The sequence below is a fragment of the Phosphitispora fastidiosa genome (genome assembly GCF_019008365.1).
GTDB classification, from domain to species: Bacteria; Bacillota; Thermincolia; order Thermincolales; family UBA2595; genus Phosphitispora; species Phosphitispora fastidiosa.
The window spans coordinates 225,459-242,129 of the sequence record NZ_JAHHUL010000001.1 but is presented as its reverse complement, the minus strand read 5'-3'; the positions used below and the strand labels follow the sequence as shown (position 1 = coordinate 242,129).

Sequence of the window (16,671 nt, the reverse complement as noted above, 5' to 3'; positions counted from 1 at the left end):
TCTTGGAAAATGGAACATTTTTCATCTGCTGCCGTCATAAATAATGAAAAGAATTTCAAATAATTTTGAGGGGGAGTAAAAATGAAGAGGGCTCTTGCGTTGTTACTGGTGATCGTTTTTGTCACCACCTTCCTTTTCCCGGCTTATAGTTTTGCCCAGTATGACCGGGATCTGGAAAAAGCCATCGAAACTGCTAAAACCGTTTTTGAAATCTCTGATGAATATGACAATTTCAGCTACAACATGCATAAACAGGGTGAAAGGACTATTTTTGAACTGATGTGGAATGACGAAAGTAATCGGCTGGGCAGTAAAAATGTGTCAATTGATACCTTGGGCAAGATTACCGGATATTATTCCTATAGTCCTGCTCCGGTAGATTACAGACCGAAGCTTCCGGCAATAAATAAGGAAGACGCCCGAACAAAAGCGGAAGACTTCATTAAGAAAATTAATGCAATACCATTTGAAAACCTCCAGTATCAACAAGAAGACCAGCGTTTGAATGTAAATGAATCGTCATATTATTTCAGGTACAACAGGATCGAAAAGGGAGTTCCCTATTACATGAACAATGTCCATGTATCGGTGAACAATGTAACCGGTAAAGTGGAAAGCTACAATTGTTCATGGAATTATGAACTTGATTTCCCGGATGTCACTGGTATTATAACTCTTGAAGAGGCACAAAAGATTTATGTTCAGGAACTGGGGCTCAAATTGCAGTACAAAATCAAATGGGAACCTGATAAGTACAATCCTTATCTGGTTTATACCAATGTATATTATAATCATTCGATTGATGCCGCTACAGGCGAAGTATTTGTTGCCGACCCCTATTACGGAATTTATAATGAAGGCGGCGCCGGTGAAAGGAAAATGGCAGATTCCGGCATGCACAGCTATGGCGGAGGAAATGAGGGAGTTTCCCTGACACCCAAAGAACGTGAAGCGATTGAGAATGCTGCCGGCATTATGAATGAAGACAAAGCAGAGGAGACCGCAAGGAAAGCGCTCAATATTGGAAATGACCTTAAGGTAACTAATATAAACCTGTATAAAAACTGGATAAATAACCAGGATTACTTATGGAATATTTACTTTACCAAGGAGCAGTCCGCCAAGGACAGTGTGACCAGGGACAGTTATTTCGTACCCGGTGAAAATTACAGTGTGAGTATTGATGCCAAAACGGGGGAACTGGTTAACTTCTATAAATCCGAGTATTCGGAAGTGAGTAAGCAGCCCAGGTATAATGAAGCACAGTCATTAAAGATTGCCACTGATTATATTAAAGCCCTGCAGCCGCAAAGGTATATTGAAACCGAGTATGTTACCTGGAATCAGCCGGTCAGACCACTGACAATAGAGGGTGAAAAACCAAGGCAGTACTATTTTACCTTTGAACGCAAGACCAATGGCGCATACTTCCCTGATAACGGTTTTAATGTTGCTGTTGATACGGTGACGGGAAGTGTCATCAGCTACTCATTTAACTGGTACAAGGGAGAGCTTCCCAAAACTGACGGAATACTCACCCTTGCTGATGCCAATACCTCCCTGCTGGAAAAGGTGGGACTGCAGCTGCAGTATACGCCGTACCGGAAAGAGGATGCCGCAGCTAAAATAATGCCTCCTCCTTATGAAGGACTTGAAGACAATGTAAAACTTGTTTATGCCCTAAAAACTGGCGTTCCGGCAAATATTGACCCTTACAGCGGGGTAATTCTTGACTACAATGCTGAACCTTATAGTTTAAATAATGTAAACCAATATACAGATATCAGCGGACACTATGCAGAAAATAAGATTATGGAACTGGCTACCTTTGGCATATCGCTGCCAGGGGAAAAATTTGAGCCTGATAATAAGATAACACAGAGGGAGTTCCTCTATTTACTGGAGAAAACTATCAATTCATATTACCCGAACAAAACGGATAAGGAAAAAGACAATGAACTCTACGCTAATCTTATCAGCAGGGGCGTAGTCCGTGAAGGTGAGCAGGCTCCTGATTCGTTTATGACAAGACAGGATGCGGTTAAGTTTATTATCAGGTCCCTAAACTACTCAAGGGTTGCCGAAATTGACAAAGGAATTTTTACTCTGCCCTTTAAAGATGCTGCCAAGATCGACAGAAAACTGTTCGGTTATGTGGCCGTAGCTTATGGTCTGAACATTGTCCAGGGAAACAACGGGTACTTCAACCCAACGGGACAGCTTACCAGAGGGCAGGCGGCAGTGACTATACATAATTTCCTTAATGCAAGATAAGGCAATTGATTTACCATATATTTCATGCCTCTTTGGGGAGGTAAAACTGCATCCATAGTCAAATAGGATAAATATATCAAAAATAGTTATGTTCATCAAAATCGACCCTAATGAGGAGAATTTACCATGATTAAGAAGGCCTCCCTGCTTATATTAATCCTTGCTGTGACAACCGCCCTAAGCTCTACCTTCCTCTTTGCCTCATGGGCGGGGCAGTTCAAAGACCTGGCGTCTTCACACTGGGCTTATGAAGAAATAAACAAATTAAAACAATTAGGATATATTAATGGTTATCCTGACGGAACCTTTAAGCCCGAAAACAACATCACCAGAGCAGAATTCGCTGCCATTATGAGCAGGATGGCAGGAGACCTTTACCCTGAAGGAAATATGTATGACAACTCCAGGATACTCGCTGATATGAATAAGGGGCACTGGGCATACGGGGCGGCAAAGGATATGCTAAGCCATATGAGTGGTCAGGATGCACAGAATATATTTAGTGCAGGTTTCTTACCGGAAAAGAAAATTACCAGAGAAGAGGTTGTGGCTATTATTCATGCCATCATCAAACAGCATACCGATTTTTCCGGCATAAAAATCACGGATTCGGGGTTCTCCGATATCAGCAGCGCCAGGTTTACCCAAAGCATAAATCTTTGTGTTCAGCAGGGTATTATCAACGGTTATCCCGACGGGACTTTTAAACCAGCCAGGAATATTACCAGGGCTGAGATAACAGCCATTCTCATCAGGGTAGCAGAGGGTTAGCAAAAAAAGTTTTAGAGGTAGATGGTCCAGGAGACAGACGATGTCGCCCGGCATACATCTACCTCTTTTTTTATTCCAAAAAAAATAAACTCGGGCTGAATTGTTTTAAAAATAAAAAAATTAGAAAAATTCAACAAACTAAGTATATACGTAAAATGAAAAAACATTACCTGCTGTAGCAGGAATTTTGAATTTATGATAGAATGTTAAGAAAGGCACATAGAGTAAATCTGCGACAATGAGATATAGAACTTAGTATATAAGAAACACAACATGTAATTAAATAACAAATATACCTATGTTTAATAAAACGAATTGTAAAAAATAGAAAGAGGTGGTCTGTTTTTTTTGAATGGCGGGAGATTGTGATTGGGAAGGAAGTATAACTACTAGAGAACAGAGGGAGGTTGTTTTGATGTTGGAAGAAAAGATTAACACAGACAAAGAGGGTCTGGAGAAACAGGCCAAGAGCCTTACAAGGAGAAAATTTCTGCTGGGTGCCGGGGCGCTGGCAACAGGTATGCTGGCTACCGGTATAGTGGGATGTGGCACAACTGCGCCAACTGATGCCGGTGCAGTAAAGACTTCCGGTACTGCCAAAGGTGAAACTGCTGCTGTGCCGTGGACTTATAAGAAACTTGATGTGGAATTGGTCAGAAAAAGAGGGTATGAGAACTATAAAAAAGGCGGCTGTATGTATGCTGCCGGAAACGCCCTTTTGGAAACACTGCAGGAGACTGTTGGCGGGCCTTGGAATACTCTGCCTAAAGAGATGTTTATGTATGGGGCCGGCGGCGCTTATAGCTGGGGAACTCTCTGCGGCGCCTTAAATGGCGCCCTGCTGATTCTAAACCTGGCAGCAGAGAACCATGCTGACCTTGGTAATGAGTTGATGGGATGGTACACTGAGTTCCCGTTCCCTTCCAATAAACACGAAGGATACTGTGAAATTAAGAATCAGATTACAACAGTAGCAAATTCCCCGCTTTGCCATGTTTCTGTGAGTACATGGGCAAATGCGGCCGATGCCAGGATTAATGAAAAAGCGAAAAAAGAACGCTGTGCCAAGCTCAGCGGTGACACTGCGGCACGTACTGCCGAACTTCTCAATGCAGCAATGGAGCAAAAGTTTGTTCCCGCATTCAAAGTCTCTAACGAATACTCCCACTGCATGGCCTGCCATCAGGGAGAAAAGAGTCTGCTGGACAACGAACAGGGTAAAATGAACTGCATCGATTGCCACGATGACCATACCAAGAAAGATTAACAGACACTGAATGAGGGAGGGAAATAAGCAGCATGGCGGACGGAAAGAAGCTGAAGATGTTTATTATTATCTTAGGAGTACTGATCTTGGCTGTAGTTAGCTTTGGAGCTCTTGAATATACATCAAAGACAGGATTCTGTAATAGCTGTCACGAAATGAATACGGCTTTCGCCGGGTGGGATACCGGTGTCCACCAGTCGTTACACTGTTATGAATGCCATACGGATGAAGGAATCATTGCCAAGGCCAAGGTTAAGGCCAACGGGCTCAGGGAAGTATATATCCATTTCACCCAGGATGTTAATATGGATGAGGTTGAGACAGAAGTGCCGGAAAGCAGATGTATTAAATGTCATGATATGTCTCAGCAGGATGAGTATGGTGAAAGGGTGGTCAATTTTCATAAACAGCATGAGCAGTTTAAATTTGACTGCCTCACCTGCCACAAATCAGCGGGGCATACCAAAAATTACTTTGAGGGTTTTGAGAATGAGGCCTGTAAGCAGTGTCACTTACCTGAGAAGCAACCCGGCTAAACCCCTTTGGGGCAATGTTAATTAATTTTAAATAAAGGCTTTGAAGCCCTGAATAAGCTTCAAGGCCTTTATTAGTTCGGGTTTTTAAAAAAAATTACAAGGATTTTGTCATTTTCTATCGAAATAATACGATTGGAATGGGCTTTAGAAGCTAACAATAGGAAAACAAGATAACCATGATATAAGGGGAACCAAATAAAATGAAGATACCATTTAATGTGCCACCGGTTACAGGAAAAGAAATTGATTATATCTCACGTGTTATCGTAAACAGAAGTCTATCAGGTGATGGTGAATTTACTGAAAAGTGCCGCCACTGGTTTGAGGAAAAACTGGGCTGTTTTAGCGCCCTGATGACCACTTCAGGAACCCATGCTCTTGAAATGGGGGCTATTCTGGCCGGTATCAAACAGGGTGACGAGGTAATTATGCCGTCATTTACTTTTGTTTCCACAGCTAATGCATTTGTCCTCAGAGGAGCCAGAATTGTTTTTGTCGATATTCGTCCTGACACAATGAATATTGATGAAAAACTGATTCCAGGTGCAGTTACAGAAAAAACCAAAGCGATTGTACCGGTCCATTATGCCGGTGTAGCCTGTGAGATGGAGGCAGTTATGGAGGCTGCCGGGAGATATGGCCTAACAGTCATTGAAGATGCTGCCCAGGGGGTAATGAGCGGTTACCGGGGCATGCCTCTGGGTACTATTGGGAATTTGGGGTGCTTCAGTTTTCATGAAACAAAGAACTATACCTGCGGGGAAGGCGGGGCCTTAGTTGTCAATGATGACAGCTTTGTCAAAAGAGCGGAAATAGTAAGGGAAAAAGGCACCAACCGCTCTGAATTTATACGGGGTGAGGTTGATAAATATACCTGGACAGATGTAGGCTCATCTTATCTGCCAAGTGAATTGAATACAGCCTTCTTATATGCACAGCTGGAAATGGCAGATGAAATAAAAGATGACCGGCTGAAAAGCTGGAAGTATTACTATGAACTCCTCAAGCTTCTTGCCGGCAGCGGGTATCTGGAGCTTCCCGTGATCCCGCAAGGCTGTGAACATAATGGCAGTATTTTTTATATTAAGCTTAAAGATAAAGCGGAACGCAGCAAAATTATCAGGTATCTCAGTGATAACGGAGTCAGGAGCGTGTTCCATTATATCCCTCTGCATAGTTCAATTGCAGGGGCCAGGTATGGATGTTTCCACGGTGAAGACAGGTATACAACCACTGAGAGTGAGCGCTTGTTGCGGCTGCCGCTGTATTATGGGCTGGCTGCTGATGATATTGAGTATACAGCAGGGCTGCTGAAGCGGTATTACCGGTGAAGGCTGTGAAGGTTGTGAAGTTTGTGAAGGAAAAGCGTACCAAACTGTACCACTTAATAATTCTGCTGACTGCAGTTTACCCGCTTTTGTACATCTGGCAGGGTCTGGACTTTACCGATACCGGTTTTTCCCTGACGAATTACCTTTGGGTATTTGATGACCCGCGAAGTATCGAAACAAGCAGCCGCATCTGGCTGACAAACATCCTGGGCGGCCTGTGGGTCCACTTTTTTGGAGACTCTCTGGGGGTCGCCGGATACAGGATGGCCGGCGCTATCCTGGCTTATGCAGCAATTTTTATGACATACCGGGCTCTGAGATTCCAGGTGAAAAAAGAATACCTTTTTCCCGGACTGTTTTTTGCCATGGTCTTTATCGGCAGGTCAGGTTTTATGCTGAATTATAACACTCTTACAGCATTCTTTTATGTATGGTCTGCATATTATCTGCTTACAGGCTTAAACAACGGCAAACAGCATTACCTGTTCATATCAGGGGCAGTCCTGGGGCTCAATATGTTTATCAGGCTGCCCAATATTTTGGGATTAATGCTGGGTGTATGCATATTATTTCACGGTTACCAGGACAGGGCGGGTATTTCCCAACCGGGAAGACGGATTTCCCTGTTTCTGGCAGGATATGGTGCTGCTGTTTTGGCAGTTCTGACTGCAATGTTGTTTCTGGGACATCTGGACAGTTACCTGGCTTCATTTGGAGAAACTCTTGTCATGCTTGGTGAAAATGAGGGACATCACGGCACCGGCAGGTTAACCGCAGCGCTGCTGGATATTTATAAAATAAGTTTTTTGAAGGCGGCAGCGCTGGCGGGGTATTTTGGCATTCTGTCGGCTGTGCTCAAATTGGTTGATAAACTGAACATAAAATTGAACAATAAGCTGAACAGTACATCGAACAGTACATTGAGCAGTAAATATGTACACTATGGAGTTATTACACTTGCCGGATTGCTGCCGCTGGTTGTTTATGAAGACTTCTACCGCAATTGGTATGGCATGGTGGGAGTTGTATCTGCACTTTTATTCCTGGGTTTGGCACTAAACCTGGTGCGCTTCCGCAAACTGAGCGGCATGACTGCAGATGGCGTCATTTCGGGCAGGGCCGGCAGTTCAGCAGCGCTGGCGGCATTAATCATTCTCCTGATTGTCCCGGCCGGTTCAGCAGATGGTTATGTTACCTCAGTATATGGAATGTACTTGGCAATACCCCTGGCTGTTCAGGGTATTGCGGAGTTTAATTACAGGTGGGGTCTGTCAACAGAGCATTACAGCTATACCATTAAACTGGGTTTTGTGTTACTGCTTGTCCTGACGCTGGCTGCGGGTTACCGGTATACCTACCGGGATTCTTCTTACAGGCTAAGCATGGCTTATCCGGTCGGCCATCAAAAGCTTCAGGGTGTCCTGACAACACGGGAAAGGGCTCAGGTCGTCACCGAACTGCTGGAAATCATGCCCGAATATGTAAAAGAAGGGGATTATCTCCTGGCCTATGAACAGATACCCCTGGTGTATTTTTTAACTGGAACCAGGCCTTATCTGTACGGTTCCTGGCCGATGCTCTATAGTCCGGGGAAATTTCAAAAAATGCTGGACAGGGCCCTGGCGGAAAGACCGGAACTTCCGGTGATTGTCCGGGCCAGGGGAAGTACTGAGAAGTTCGACTGGCCCCACAGCAAGACCCTCAGGGATGGTTATTACCTTGAGGGTTCGCGGAAGCTTATGAATGAATTTATTGCAGCCCAAAACTACCGGAGGGCATGGGAAAACAGTTTTTTTGAGATCCTGACACCTCCGGGGAAATAACAGGAGACGGATTATTATGGGGGGCATCATGTACTCAGTGGTAATTCCTGTTTATAATGGCGCAGAAACAGTTACGGCGCTGGCTGAAGGAATTTCAGATCTCTTTGACCGGATTGACAGCAGTTTCGAAGTGATTTTTGTTGATGACCACAGTGAGGATAATTCCTGGGACATCATCAGGGGACTGGCTGCCGCTGACAGCAGGATTGCAGCTATAAAGCTGGCTGCAAATTATGGGCAGCACAATGCTACTATTTGCGGCCTGTACTATGTGGTGGGCGATTTTATTATTACAATGGATGATGACCTTCAGCATTCTCCGGAGGATATCCCGAAGCTTATCCGGGAGATGGACGAATCCGGGGCTGATGTTGTAATCGCCAGATTAGTCAATAAAAAACATGACTGGCGCCGCAGAAAGGCCAGTGATTTAATGAGGCAGCTAAATGAGCTGTTTGCAAAAAAACCCAAGGGGTTACACCTGTCGTCTTTCAGGCTGATGAAAAAGGAAATTGCTGAAAAAATGCTCCGTACAGGAATGTCTTATATATTTATCCCGGCTCTTATATTCGGGGTTACCCAGAATGTTGTCAATACAGAAGTGGAGCATAGGAAAAGACAGTATGGAAACAGTGGTTACAGCTTTGGCAAAATGGTCGGACTGGCTGCCAGGCTGTTTATAAATGCAAATCCTGTATTACGGAGACTGCTTGTTAATAAGCGGCTTTCATATGTTGTGGAAGCACAGGCTGGAAGCCTGGAACGGAGGAAAAGTGATTGAAGGGAAAAGTATTGGTTCTGGGTGGGGGGCTGCTCCAGGTCCCGCTGCTGAAAATGGCCAGAGATAAGGGATATGAGGTACATCTCTCAGATTACTATAAAAATCCTCCCGGGCGGGTTCTGGCAGATAATTTCTTCCGGGCAAGCACTTTTTCTCTTGAAGAAAACCTGAAATATGCGGAGGAAATGGGGATAAATTGTGTCATGACTTTAGGCACAGACCAGCCGGTATATACGGCAGCCTTTGTTTCGGAAAAACTGGGACTGCCTCATCCTATAACCGCAGACCAGGGACTGAGTGTGACCAACAAGCAGTATATGAAGAAAATAATGACCGGTTCAGGTATCCCCAGCCCGAACTTCCGGGTGCTCAGAGAAAAGGGTGATCACAGCAGTGTGGGACTTAAATATCCGGTAGTATTAAAACCGGTTGACAGCCAGGGGCAGCGCGGGGTGTTTCTGCTCAACGGGAGGGAAGACACTGATACCATCGACAGGTATTTTGAGGAATCCATGGGATATAGCCGTACCGGGAAAGTAATCTTAGAAGAGTATTACAAAGGCGCTGAAATAACAGTCAACTGCTGGGTAAAGGGGGGGAGGGCATACCCCCTGATGATTACCGACCGTCTTCATTTCGATGATTCTGTAGCCCTGGGAATATGCAAGCAGCAACGTTTCCCGGCCAGGGGCGCCGCCGGTTATGACCAGGAGATTGACCGGATAATAAATAAACTTGCAGACACATTTAAAATCAGAGAAGGTCCTTTATATGTTCAGGCTGTGGCCGGCAGTGCAGGGATAAAAATTATCGAGTTTGGCTATAGAATTGGCGGGGGATTTGAGTCGGAAATCATCCCCAGGGTAACCGGAATTGATATCCTGGACCTGTATTTCACCCTTGTTGCCGAGGGCAGGAACACCTTTGAACCTGAACTGGCTGCGCGGAAAGCTGCCATGGGCTCAATATTCTTCATGCTGGCCAGGCCCGGAGTGATAACCAGGATAATAGTCCCGGAGGAATTTGCCGGATGTGGCAGGCTGTTTGTGAATTCAGGAGACGTTATCGGCACCGTAAAAAATGCGACCTCAAGGGTTGGCTGTTTTGCTTTTTACACCGACTCGCAATTGGAATATAACAACATGCTGGACAGGTTTGATTCACAGATGGCAATACTTGATGAAAACAATACCGATATCCTTATGCATGGAATATGGGAGTAACAATATGCAGACGAAGCCATATAGGAGTGACAATATGCAGATGAAGCCGCATGGCAGCAGCAATATGCCAATAAGGTCAAATTGCTGGCTTGTCCTGATTCCACTTGTGCTGATGGTCTTCGGTCAGATAATGTTTAAAATAGGTTCCGCTTATGGTGATTTTCTTAATATTTTTGTAATCAGCGGGTATATCGCTCTGTTGTCCAGGTCAATAATCTGGATAGCTGTTTTGCGGCGTCTACCCTTATCCTTTGCCTATCCTGTTTTGAGTCTGTCATTTGTATTTATCTTGTTGGCCTCATATTTTATTTTTCAGGAGCAGTTAACTTTTTGTAAGTTAACTGGATGCGTACTTATTATACTAGGAGTTTCTGCAATTTCCGTGGGGATGCAAAAAGGAGCAGAAAAATAATGGGTTATTTATATGTCTTTTTTATGGTATTATTCACAGTGGCAGGACAATTGCTGGCGAAAAGAGGCGCTTTGGATATGAACTTCACGTGGTCAGGACCAACCAGTTTGATAATGATTTTTAATAGATACATAATTTTGGCAGGGGTTATACTAATCGTCACACCGGTTTTCTATTATCTGGCCTTAAAAGAGCTGGAGCTTTCAGCTGTCTTTGCCTTTACGGGATTGAATTATGTTCTGGTCAGCCTTGGCGGGAAGGCATTTTTTGCTGAAAAGCTCAACAAATATCACTATATGGGAATGGCGCTGATTTTCCTTGGACTGTTGGTTTTCCCATTATAGTCAGGTCTCGGAAATGACCCGTGTGAAATCTGGTGAGCTATTGTATCGATTTTCCGTACTACCGCCTATGAGCTTGAGCTGACATCCCGCGGCATCAAGGCAGTGTCCCCGAACTCGATGGCTCATTGGGCTATTCTAATAAGATGGCCGCCTCTCGTTTTGGCGGGCCAAAACTTCCCGGCGGTCTTCGCCATCTTCGGACAGGCGGGGACTCCCTGCCTTGCTGCCGGCGCTGTGCAGCAAGGCTCATAACGGCGTCAGTACAAGGAAAATCTCATACAACATCTCACTAGATTTCACGGGTCATTTCCCGGACCTACCCGTGGGAAAACAAAGTCCAGGTTTAAAGCTTTAAACATAATGTAAAGCTTTGAATTAAAGGAAATGTTATTTGCATGATTAAGTATAAAAGGAGGGAAATATGTGAAAAAAAGAATTAATTCTGTGGCAGGTAAGGCCCTGACGTTATTACTGGTAGCACTGCTTATATCAGCAGGCGCCGGGTGCACCCGCGAAAAAGCTAGCGATGAAACAACGGAAGTAAAGATTGCTCCTGCAAAGATTAGGGTGTCACTGCAGTTCGGATTGGGCTATGCGCCGCTGCAGATAATGAAAGAAAAGAAGCTGATTGAAAAATATCTGCCCGGCATACAGGTGGAATGGATACAAATGGGAACAGGGGGTCTAATCAGAGAATCACTTATTGCAGGTGAACTTGATGCCGGTTTTATGGGTATTCCACCCTACCTGATAGCCTGGGATAAGGGAGTAGACTGGAAAATTGCCACAGCTCTGGCCAGTTCGCCACAGGGGCTGCAGACATATAGGGATGATATCAAGTCTCTAAGAGATTTTAAAGAGCATGACAAAATCGCTGTCCCCATCCCGGGCAGTGTGCAGCATATCCTGCTGGCAATGGCTGCCGAAAAGGAACTGGAAGACCCCAAGGCGCTTGACCACAACCTGGTTTCTATGGCTCACCCTGACGGGACGAATGCACTTATCAGTGAAAGGGGCATTACGGCACATTTTACTTCACCACCATATATTTTTGAAGAACTTACTTCAGCTAATATCAAGCAGGTTATCGATGCTGAGGAAGCCTTTGGCGGGGAACATACCTTCCTTGTCGGGGTTGTTACCAAAGAGTTTCATGACAAATATCCTGCTGCCTATGCAGCCTTTGTGGCAGCAGTCAATGAGGCTATCTACTATGTGAATCAAAACCCACGGGAAGCGGCTAAGATGCTGGCCCCTGAATTTAAAATGTCTGAAGAAAAGACATATGAATACCTGACATGGCCGGGAACAAATTTTACTTCTACTCCTTATGGCTTGATGGGATTTGCCGAATTTATGAAAATGTCGGGATATATCTCCAAAATGCCTACAGATTACAGTGAAATTGCATGGGAAAATGTAGGCGCCGCCATTGGCAACAAGGCAGGCGGTAAGTCGCCTGTGGAGGAAGCACAGTACAGGAAGACAACCAAATGAAAAAGAAATTTATCAATAGGTTAATATTTATCATTGGCTTGTCCGTGCTATGGGAAGGTACTGTCAGGTCCGGAATTTTTCCCAAAGCTGAACGGTTATTTCCTTCATTGGTGGATATTTTCAAGGCTCTTGCAGAGGTTACTGCCAGTGGCGAATTATTCGGGTTAATGGGATATTCTCTTTACCTGATCGTCTTGGGATTGTTTATTGGTCTGGTTCTGGCTCTGGTTTTGTCAATTCTGGCTATGTCATCACAGACAATAGCAAGTTTTGTCGATACGGCAGTTACCATTATGCACCCCCTGCCCGGAATAGCGTTGCTGCCTCTGGCAATACTGTGGTTTGGCACAGGCCAGGAACCTATTATATTTATAATAGTACACGCCATATTATGGCCTATGATTCTCAACATCATGGCCGGTTTCAAAGCTATACCTGCCATTTACAGGGAAGTAGGACAAAATATCGGACTGTCAGGCCCGAGACTGGCCATATCAATTATGCTGCCGGCGGCATTTCCCTACCTGCTGGCAGGACTTAAGATTGGGTGGGCGCGGTCCTGGCGGGCCCTGATAGCTGCAGAGATGATTTTTGGAACCTCTGGAACCCAGGGCGGCCTGGGCTGGTACATTTACCAACAGAGGTATTTTATCAACGTTTCCGGTGTTTTTGCAGCACTGATTGTGATTATGGTTATTGGGATACTTATTGAAGATATCTTATTTGGATTAATAGAAAGGAAAACGGTAAAAAAATGGGGAATGATAGCCTGATAGGACGGGAGGAACCCGGGAAACTAAGAATTTCAGATGTCAGTAAAACGTTTACCGGCGGCATTCAAAACCTGGCTGCTTTGGAAAAAGTCAGTATGGAAATAGATGAAGGTGACTTTGTATGTATCCTGGGACCCTCCGGCTGTGGTAAAACAACGCTTTTACGCTGTGTTGCCGGGCTGGAAAAACCGGACAGCGGAGAAATAGTACTGGGAGAAACTCCTGTCCGGGGCCCCGGCCCTGACCGGATAGTTGTCTTTCAGGATTTTGACCAACTGCTGCCATGGAAAACGGTAAAGGAAAATGTCGCGTTTCCCTTAAAAGTTAATAAGAAGGCCTCGGAAAAGGAAATCAGGGACACCGTGAAACAAAATCTGGCTCTTGTCGGCTTGAATGAATTTGAAAATTATTATCCACATCAGCTATCCGGGGGGATGAAGCAGCGAGCTGCCATCGCGCGAGCCCTTACAGTACATCCGAAAGTCCTTTTGATGGACGAGCCTTTTGCCAGTGTTGATTCCCTGACAAGGATGTCGCTCCAGAATGAACTGATTAAAATATGGGAAAAATTTCACCCGACAATTGTTTTTATTACACACAATGTTGAGGAGGCAGTGATCCTGGGCAGCAGGATTGCAGTAATGAGCAGCCGTCCCGGTACGATTAAAAAAGTTATCACAAATGAACTGCCAAGGCCTCGGACGGTTGGAAGTGCGGGTTTCAGCGAAAAGTGGAATGAGTTGAATAATTTGTTGGTCAATAATTGACCTGGATAAAACGCACTGTCTCCCAAATTTGTTCAATGAGGTGTACTGAGCTTATTATCAATAAAGGCATTAATGGAAATACATATCTGGGCAGCGGCAGAAAGACAAGCTGAATCAGAGTAAGCATGATGACGGCAGCGGCAAGAACCTTTAGCGGAGGTTTCCGTAACCCTGCCAAAAGTCCCACCCAGCCGAGGATCACTACAGGCAGGTGGATTATTTTCAGACCAAGCAAAAAATTACCTGTAAATCGCAGCCAGGGTTCCCGGAACATGATACTGAATTTCTCGATTGTAAACCATTTCAGGTATAATAAGGTTTCATTTTTAAAACCGCTGACAATCCGGTTCAGGGCATGTGTGGTCTGGTCTTCGGGATTGACACCTGCAAAGAGTTTTTCAACACCCAGCCGGTAATAGGGGTCTGTACCCGCCAGGAGCGGGTTGCCGGTCTGGGTCGCGGTAAGAATCAACTGATGAAAAGTAAGGTAATTTCTTATCCACCATGGTGTCATTAACAGAATAAAGAACACACTGAAGACAAGGAACATTTTTAAGGTGTTCCTTGTCTTTTGCTGAAACCGGGCCAGAACAAAGGGAACGAAGAAAAACGGCGCCAACTGGGGCTTTGTCAGCACCGCGGCGCCGAAAAAGATACCGCTGATTCCGGTGGCAGCCATAGAGTCCTGATCCAGGGCCAGGATTATTGTATATATATATGCCAAGAATAAAAAAGTAAAAAGTGATTCAGTCAAAAAAGCGCTGGTACTCCAGATTAGCGGCGGGTATACTGCTGCCACCAGAGCAGCAGTCATTGCGCCGGGCTTGCTGCATATGCGGCGGGCTAGCAGGTGAACAAGGCCTGCTGCGGCTGTCATCATTAAGGCCTGGTAGATGCGGACTGCGGTAACCGGACTGTCCGGGGAATAGCCGTGAACTATGTAAACCAGGGCCAGAAACATGGGGAATCCAGGGGTAACATACGTATTGGGAGATTCTGAATGATAACCGTAGATTTTTTTGTCAAGGAGCTGCCTTACCATGAGGTTATAGTTTTGCCCGTCGCTGAATGGTCCGGGCTGCTCTATTCCTAATAAAAAATAGAACCTCAGGCCAAGGGCTAGCAGGAGTATCAAACCAAGCAGCGCTAACTCTCTGGCGCTCCAGCGTGGCGCAGATGACCCCTGATATACTTTTCCTGATGATTTCAGGATATTTTGATTATATGACTTCATAGTTATGCCTCACTTTGCACTGATTACCGACTATATTTCTGATAGCTGACCGTATTAGTATCTCAATATCATACCAGTTTATGACACATATCACAGAAATTGCACTTAATTAACGTTAAAATATATTCAAAGAACAGACAATTATATAATAACAAAATTACCATAAAAAGGGAAGGAGGATACTTGAAAATGGAAAAAATATATAAGCTGCCGGGTAATTGTATGACAACCGCTATGGGGATTCTGCCCCATGATCAGGTGGAGGAGGCCATGAAACTGGCTCTCGGTGTTGATATCCCATTTTGGCCGCAGCTGCCGCATGCCGGTTTTTATGAAGACATGTATGTACAGATAACTGATAACTTCCCAGGCATCAGGATAGATGAGGGTGAACAGCGCATCCTTTTTGACACGGCTGAGTTTTACCGGGAACTTGACAGCTATGTGGAGAACTTTGACAATGACGACTATTTTCGGATTCAGGGAAGGTATTCGGCTGTTTACCGAAACTTTCTGGAAAATCCCGGGATAAAAAAATACCCCCTGATCAGGGGACAGTCCATCGGACCCATAAGCTTTGGCCTTAAGATTACTGATGAAAACAGGAAACCAATCATCTATAATGATGAAATAAGGTTCTTTCTGTATGAGTTTATGTCACGGAAAATCAATGTCCAGTATCGGGAGATATCAGAGGTTAATCCAAATAGTTTTGTATGGATAGATGAACCCGGGTTGAGTTTTATATTCGGCTCTTTCACGGGATATCCCGCCGAAAAAGCAGGGAAGGATTACCGGGATTTCCTCAGTCTGATTGAGGGGCCTAAGGGGATTCACCTCTGTGGCAACCCTGACTGGTCTTTCCTTCTGGAGACACTTGACCTCGATATACTCTCAGTTGATATCTTCAGTAATGGTAATATTTTCGTCAGGTATGTCGATCAGATTAAGGCATTTCTCGAAAAGGGAGGAATCATCTCCTGGGGCATAGTGCCCACCCTGACTGAGGAGTATGTTCAGGAATCTGCAGATACCCTGATAAGCCATTTAGAGGGGTTGTGGAACTATCTGGACAGCCGCGGCATCTCCATAGAAACTGTCGTTCGGCAGGCCTGGTTAGCGCCGGCAAGGTGCTGTCTGGTCAATCTGGACGGAACGGCAACGGTTACCAAAGCCTTTGATGTGCTCAGAAGAGTTTCTGAATATTTCAAAAAAAAATATAATTTAGAGTAAAAAAGCTAAAGTTTTGGTAGTATTGTTCCGATAAATACTTAAAAAGGGATACGGGATAACGTGGCAAGGAGGAGTTTAGGTGCACATTTCATCTCTGGTTAATTCGGCTTATTTTAAACCTCTGGTTTTAACTAAGGACCGCGAGAGCAAAAGTGCTGTAGACCGCACTCCGCCAATGAACGCGCTAAACATCAGTACAGGGGACACCCGGGATTTTGCGGTAATCCTTGAACTGACATCAAGAAAGAACAGCAGTAACAGTGAGCGTCTCAAATAGGCGCTCCTTTTCTTTTGCCCTGGTTCAATTGACTGTGGGTACAATATGTGTTAAAATTTAATGAAAATTTTCTTTTGTTGTCGGGAAATTGTTTATCGAACTGAAGCCAAATGTTGGGGAGGTAATCT

16 protein-coding genes are annotated in these 16,671 nt (G+C 44.7%); 15 read left to right on the top strand and 1 reads right to left on the bottom strand.

The genetic code is table 11. The features are described 5' to 3' along the window. The first annotated feature begins 81 nt into the window (after positions 1–81). From Ga0451573_RS01200 to Ga0451573_RS01140, 13 genes are all read left to right on the top strand, one after another. Positions 82–2,274 carry an S-layer homology domain-containing protein gene (locus Ga0451573_RS01200; RefSeq protein WP_231682038.1) on the top strand — a complete coding sequence of 731 codons (2,193 nt, stop codon included), beginning with the start codon at positions 82–84 and terminating at the stop codon, positions 2,272–2,274. A gap of 126 nt (positions 2,275–2,400) precedes the next feature. Further along, positions 2,401–3,045 carry an S-layer homology domain-containing protein gene (locus Ga0451573_RS01195; protein WP_231682037.1) on the top strand — a complete coding sequence of 215 codons (645 nt, stop codon included), beginning with the start codon at positions 2,401–2,403 and terminating at the stop codon, positions 3,043–3,045. A 415-nt stretch (positions 3,046–3,460) separates the two neighbouring features. Then, positions 3,461–4,312 carry a C-GCAxxG-C-C family protein gene (locus Ga0451573_RS01190; protein WP_231682036.1) on the top strand — a complete coding sequence of 284 codons (852 nt, stop codon included), beginning with the start codon at positions 3,461–3,463 and terminating at the stop codon, positions 4,310–4,312. Between the two features lie 32 nt (positions 4,313–4,344). After that, positions 4,345–4,848 carry a cytochrome c3 family protein gene (locus tag Ga0451573_RS01185; protein ID WP_231682035.1) on the top strand — a complete coding sequence of 168 codons (504 nt, stop codon included), beginning with the start codon at positions 4,345–4,347 and terminating at the stop codon, positions 4,846–4,848. A gap of 200 nt (positions 4,849–5,048) precedes the next feature. After that, positions 5,049–6,179 (top strand): dTDP-4-amino-4,6-dideoxygalactose transaminase, encoded by a 1,131-nt coding sequence (gene rffA, locus Ga0451573_RS01180; RefSeq protein WP_231682034.1) that lies wholly within the window; start codon positions 5,049–5,051, stop codon positions 6,177–6,179. Next, on the top strand, positions 6,176–8,002 hold the full coding sequence (locus tag Ga0451573_RS01175) for a glycosyltransferase family protein (RefSeq protein WP_231682033.1): 1,827 nt from the start codon (positions 6,176–6,178) through the stop codon (positions 8,000–8,002). Before rffA ends, Ga0451573_RS01175 begins: the two co-directional genes overlap by 4 nt. A 16-nt stretch (positions 8,003–8,018) precedes the next feature. Beyond that, entirely contained in the window at positions 8,019–8,783 is a 765-nt protein-coding gene (locus Ga0451573_RS01170; protein ID WP_231682032.1) for a glycosyltransferase family 2 protein, read from the top strand. Further along, on the top strand, positions 8,780–10,006 hold the full coding sequence (locus tag Ga0451573_RS01165; RefSeq protein ID WP_231682031.1) for an ATP-grasp domain-containing protein: 1,227 nt from the start codon (positions 8,780–8,782) through the stop codon (positions 10,004–10,006). The genes Ga0451573_RS01170 and Ga0451573_RS01165 overlap by 4 nt, the downstream gene beginning before the upstream one ends. Before the next feature lie 34 nt (positions 10,007–10,040). Beyond that, positions 10,041–10,418, top strand: coding sequence for an EamA family transporter (locus tag Ga0451573_RS01160; RefSeq protein WP_231682030.1), 378 nt, complete (start codon positions 10,041–10,043; stop codon positions 10,416–10,418). After that, positions 10,418–10,762, top strand: coding sequence for a DMT family transporter (locus Ga0451573_RS01155; protein ID WP_231682029.1), 345 nt, complete (start codon positions 10,418–10,420; stop codon positions 10,760–10,762). Before Ga0451573_RS01160 ends, Ga0451573_RS01155 begins: the two co-directional genes overlap by 1 nt. A 423-nt stretch (positions 10,763–11,185) precedes the next feature. Next, positions 11,186–12,259 carry an ABC transporter substrate-binding protein gene (locus Ga0451573_RS01150; RefSeq protein ID WP_231682028.1) on the top strand — a complete coding sequence of 358 codons (1,074 nt, stop codon included), beginning with the start codon at positions 11,186–11,188 and terminating at the stop codon, positions 12,257–12,259. Next, a complete protein-coding gene (locus tag Ga0451573_RS01145) occupies positions 12,256–13,032 on the top strand; it encodes an ABC transporter permease (RefSeq protein ID WP_231682027.1) in 777 nt (258 codons plus the stop codon). Before Ga0451573_RS01150 ends, Ga0451573_RS01145 begins: the two co-directional genes overlap by 4 nt. Then, entirely contained in the window at positions 13,014–13,799 is a 786-nt protein-coding gene (locus tag Ga0451573_RS01140; protein ID WP_231682026.1) for an ABC transporter ATP-binding protein, read from the top strand. The genes Ga0451573_RS01145 and Ga0451573_RS01140 overlap by 19 nt, the downstream gene beginning before the upstream one ends. On the opposite strand, the gene Ga0451573_RS01135 is transcribed toward Ga0451573_RS01140, so the two are convergent. Beyond that, a complete protein-coding gene (locus Ga0451573_RS01135) occupies positions 13,789–15,033 on the bottom strand; it encodes an ArnT family glycosyltransferase (RefSeq protein WP_231682025.1) in 1,245 nt (414 codons plus the stop codon). The genes Ga0451573_RS01140 and Ga0451573_RS01135 overlap by 11 nt on opposite strands. Positions 15,034–15,222: 189 nt before the next feature. On the opposite strand from Ga0451573_RS01135, the gene Ga0451573_RS01130 reads away from it, so the two are divergent. Then, the gene (locus Ga0451573_RS01130; protein WP_231682024.1) at positions 15,223–16,266 is read left to right on the top strand and encodes a uroporphyrinogen decarboxylase/cobalamine-independent methonine synthase family protein; all 1,044 of its coding nucleotides are present in this window, start codon (positions 15,223–15,225) and stop codon (positions 16,264–16,266) included. Positions 16,267–16,345: 79 nt separating this feature from the next. After that, on the top strand, positions 16,346–16,543 hold the full coding sequence (locus Ga0451573_RS01125) for a hypothetical protein (protein WP_231682023.1): 198 nt from the start codon (positions 16,346–16,348) through the stop codon (positions 16,541–16,543). The last annotated feature ends 128 nt before the right edge of the window (positions 16,544–16,671 follow it).

Bases quoted from the DNA above. Each gene is read 5' to 3' on its own strand.
- Ga0451573_RS01200 (WP_231682038.1), top strand. From the start codon at position 82: ATGAAGAGGGCTCTTGCGTTGTTACTGGTGATCGTTTTTGTCACCACC.
- Ga0451573_RS01195 (WP_231682037.1), top strand. From the start codon at position 2,401: ATGATTAAGAAGGCCTCCCTGCTTATATTAATCCTTGCTGTGACAACC.
- Ga0451573_RS01190 (WP_231682036.1), top strand. From the start codon at position 3,461: ATGTTGGAAGAAAAGATTAACACAGACAAAGAGGGTCTGGAGAAACAG.
- Ga0451573_RS01185 (WP_231682035.1), top strand. From the start codon at position 4,345: ATGGCGGACGGAAAGAAGCTGAAGATGTTTATTATTATCTTAGGAGTA.
- rffA (WP_231682034.1), top strand. From the start codon at position 5,049: ATGAAGATACCATTTAATGTGCCACCGGTTACAGGAAAAGAAATTGAT.
- Ga0451573_RS01170 (WP_231682032.1), top strand. From the start codon at position 8,019: ATGGGGGGCATCATGTACTCAGTGGTAATTCCTGTTTATAATGGCGCA.
- Ga0451573_RS01160 (WP_231682030.1), top strand. From the start codon at position 10,041: ATGCAGATGAAGCCGCATGGCAGCAGCAATATGCCAATAAGGTCAAAT.
- Ga0451573_RS01155 (WP_231682029.1), top strand. From the start codon at position 10,418: ATGGGTTATTTATATGTCTTTTTTATGGTATTATTCACAGTGGCAGGA.
- Ga0451573_RS01145 (WP_231682027.1), top strand. From the start codon at position 12,256: ATGAAAAAGAAATTTATCAATAGGTTAATATTTATCATTGGCTTGTCC.
- Ga0451573_RS01140 (WP_231682026.1), top strand. From the start codon at position 13,014: ATGGGGAATGATAGCCTGATAGGACGGGAGGAACCCGGGAAACTAAGA.
- Ga0451573_RS01135 (WP_231682025.1), bottom strand. From the start codon at position 15,033: ATGAAGTCATATAATCAAAATATCCTGAAATCATCAGGAAAAGTATAT.
- Ga0451573_RS01130 (WP_231682024.1), top strand. From the start codon at position 15,223: ATGGAAAAAATATATAAGCTGCCGGGTAATTGTATGACAACCGCTATG.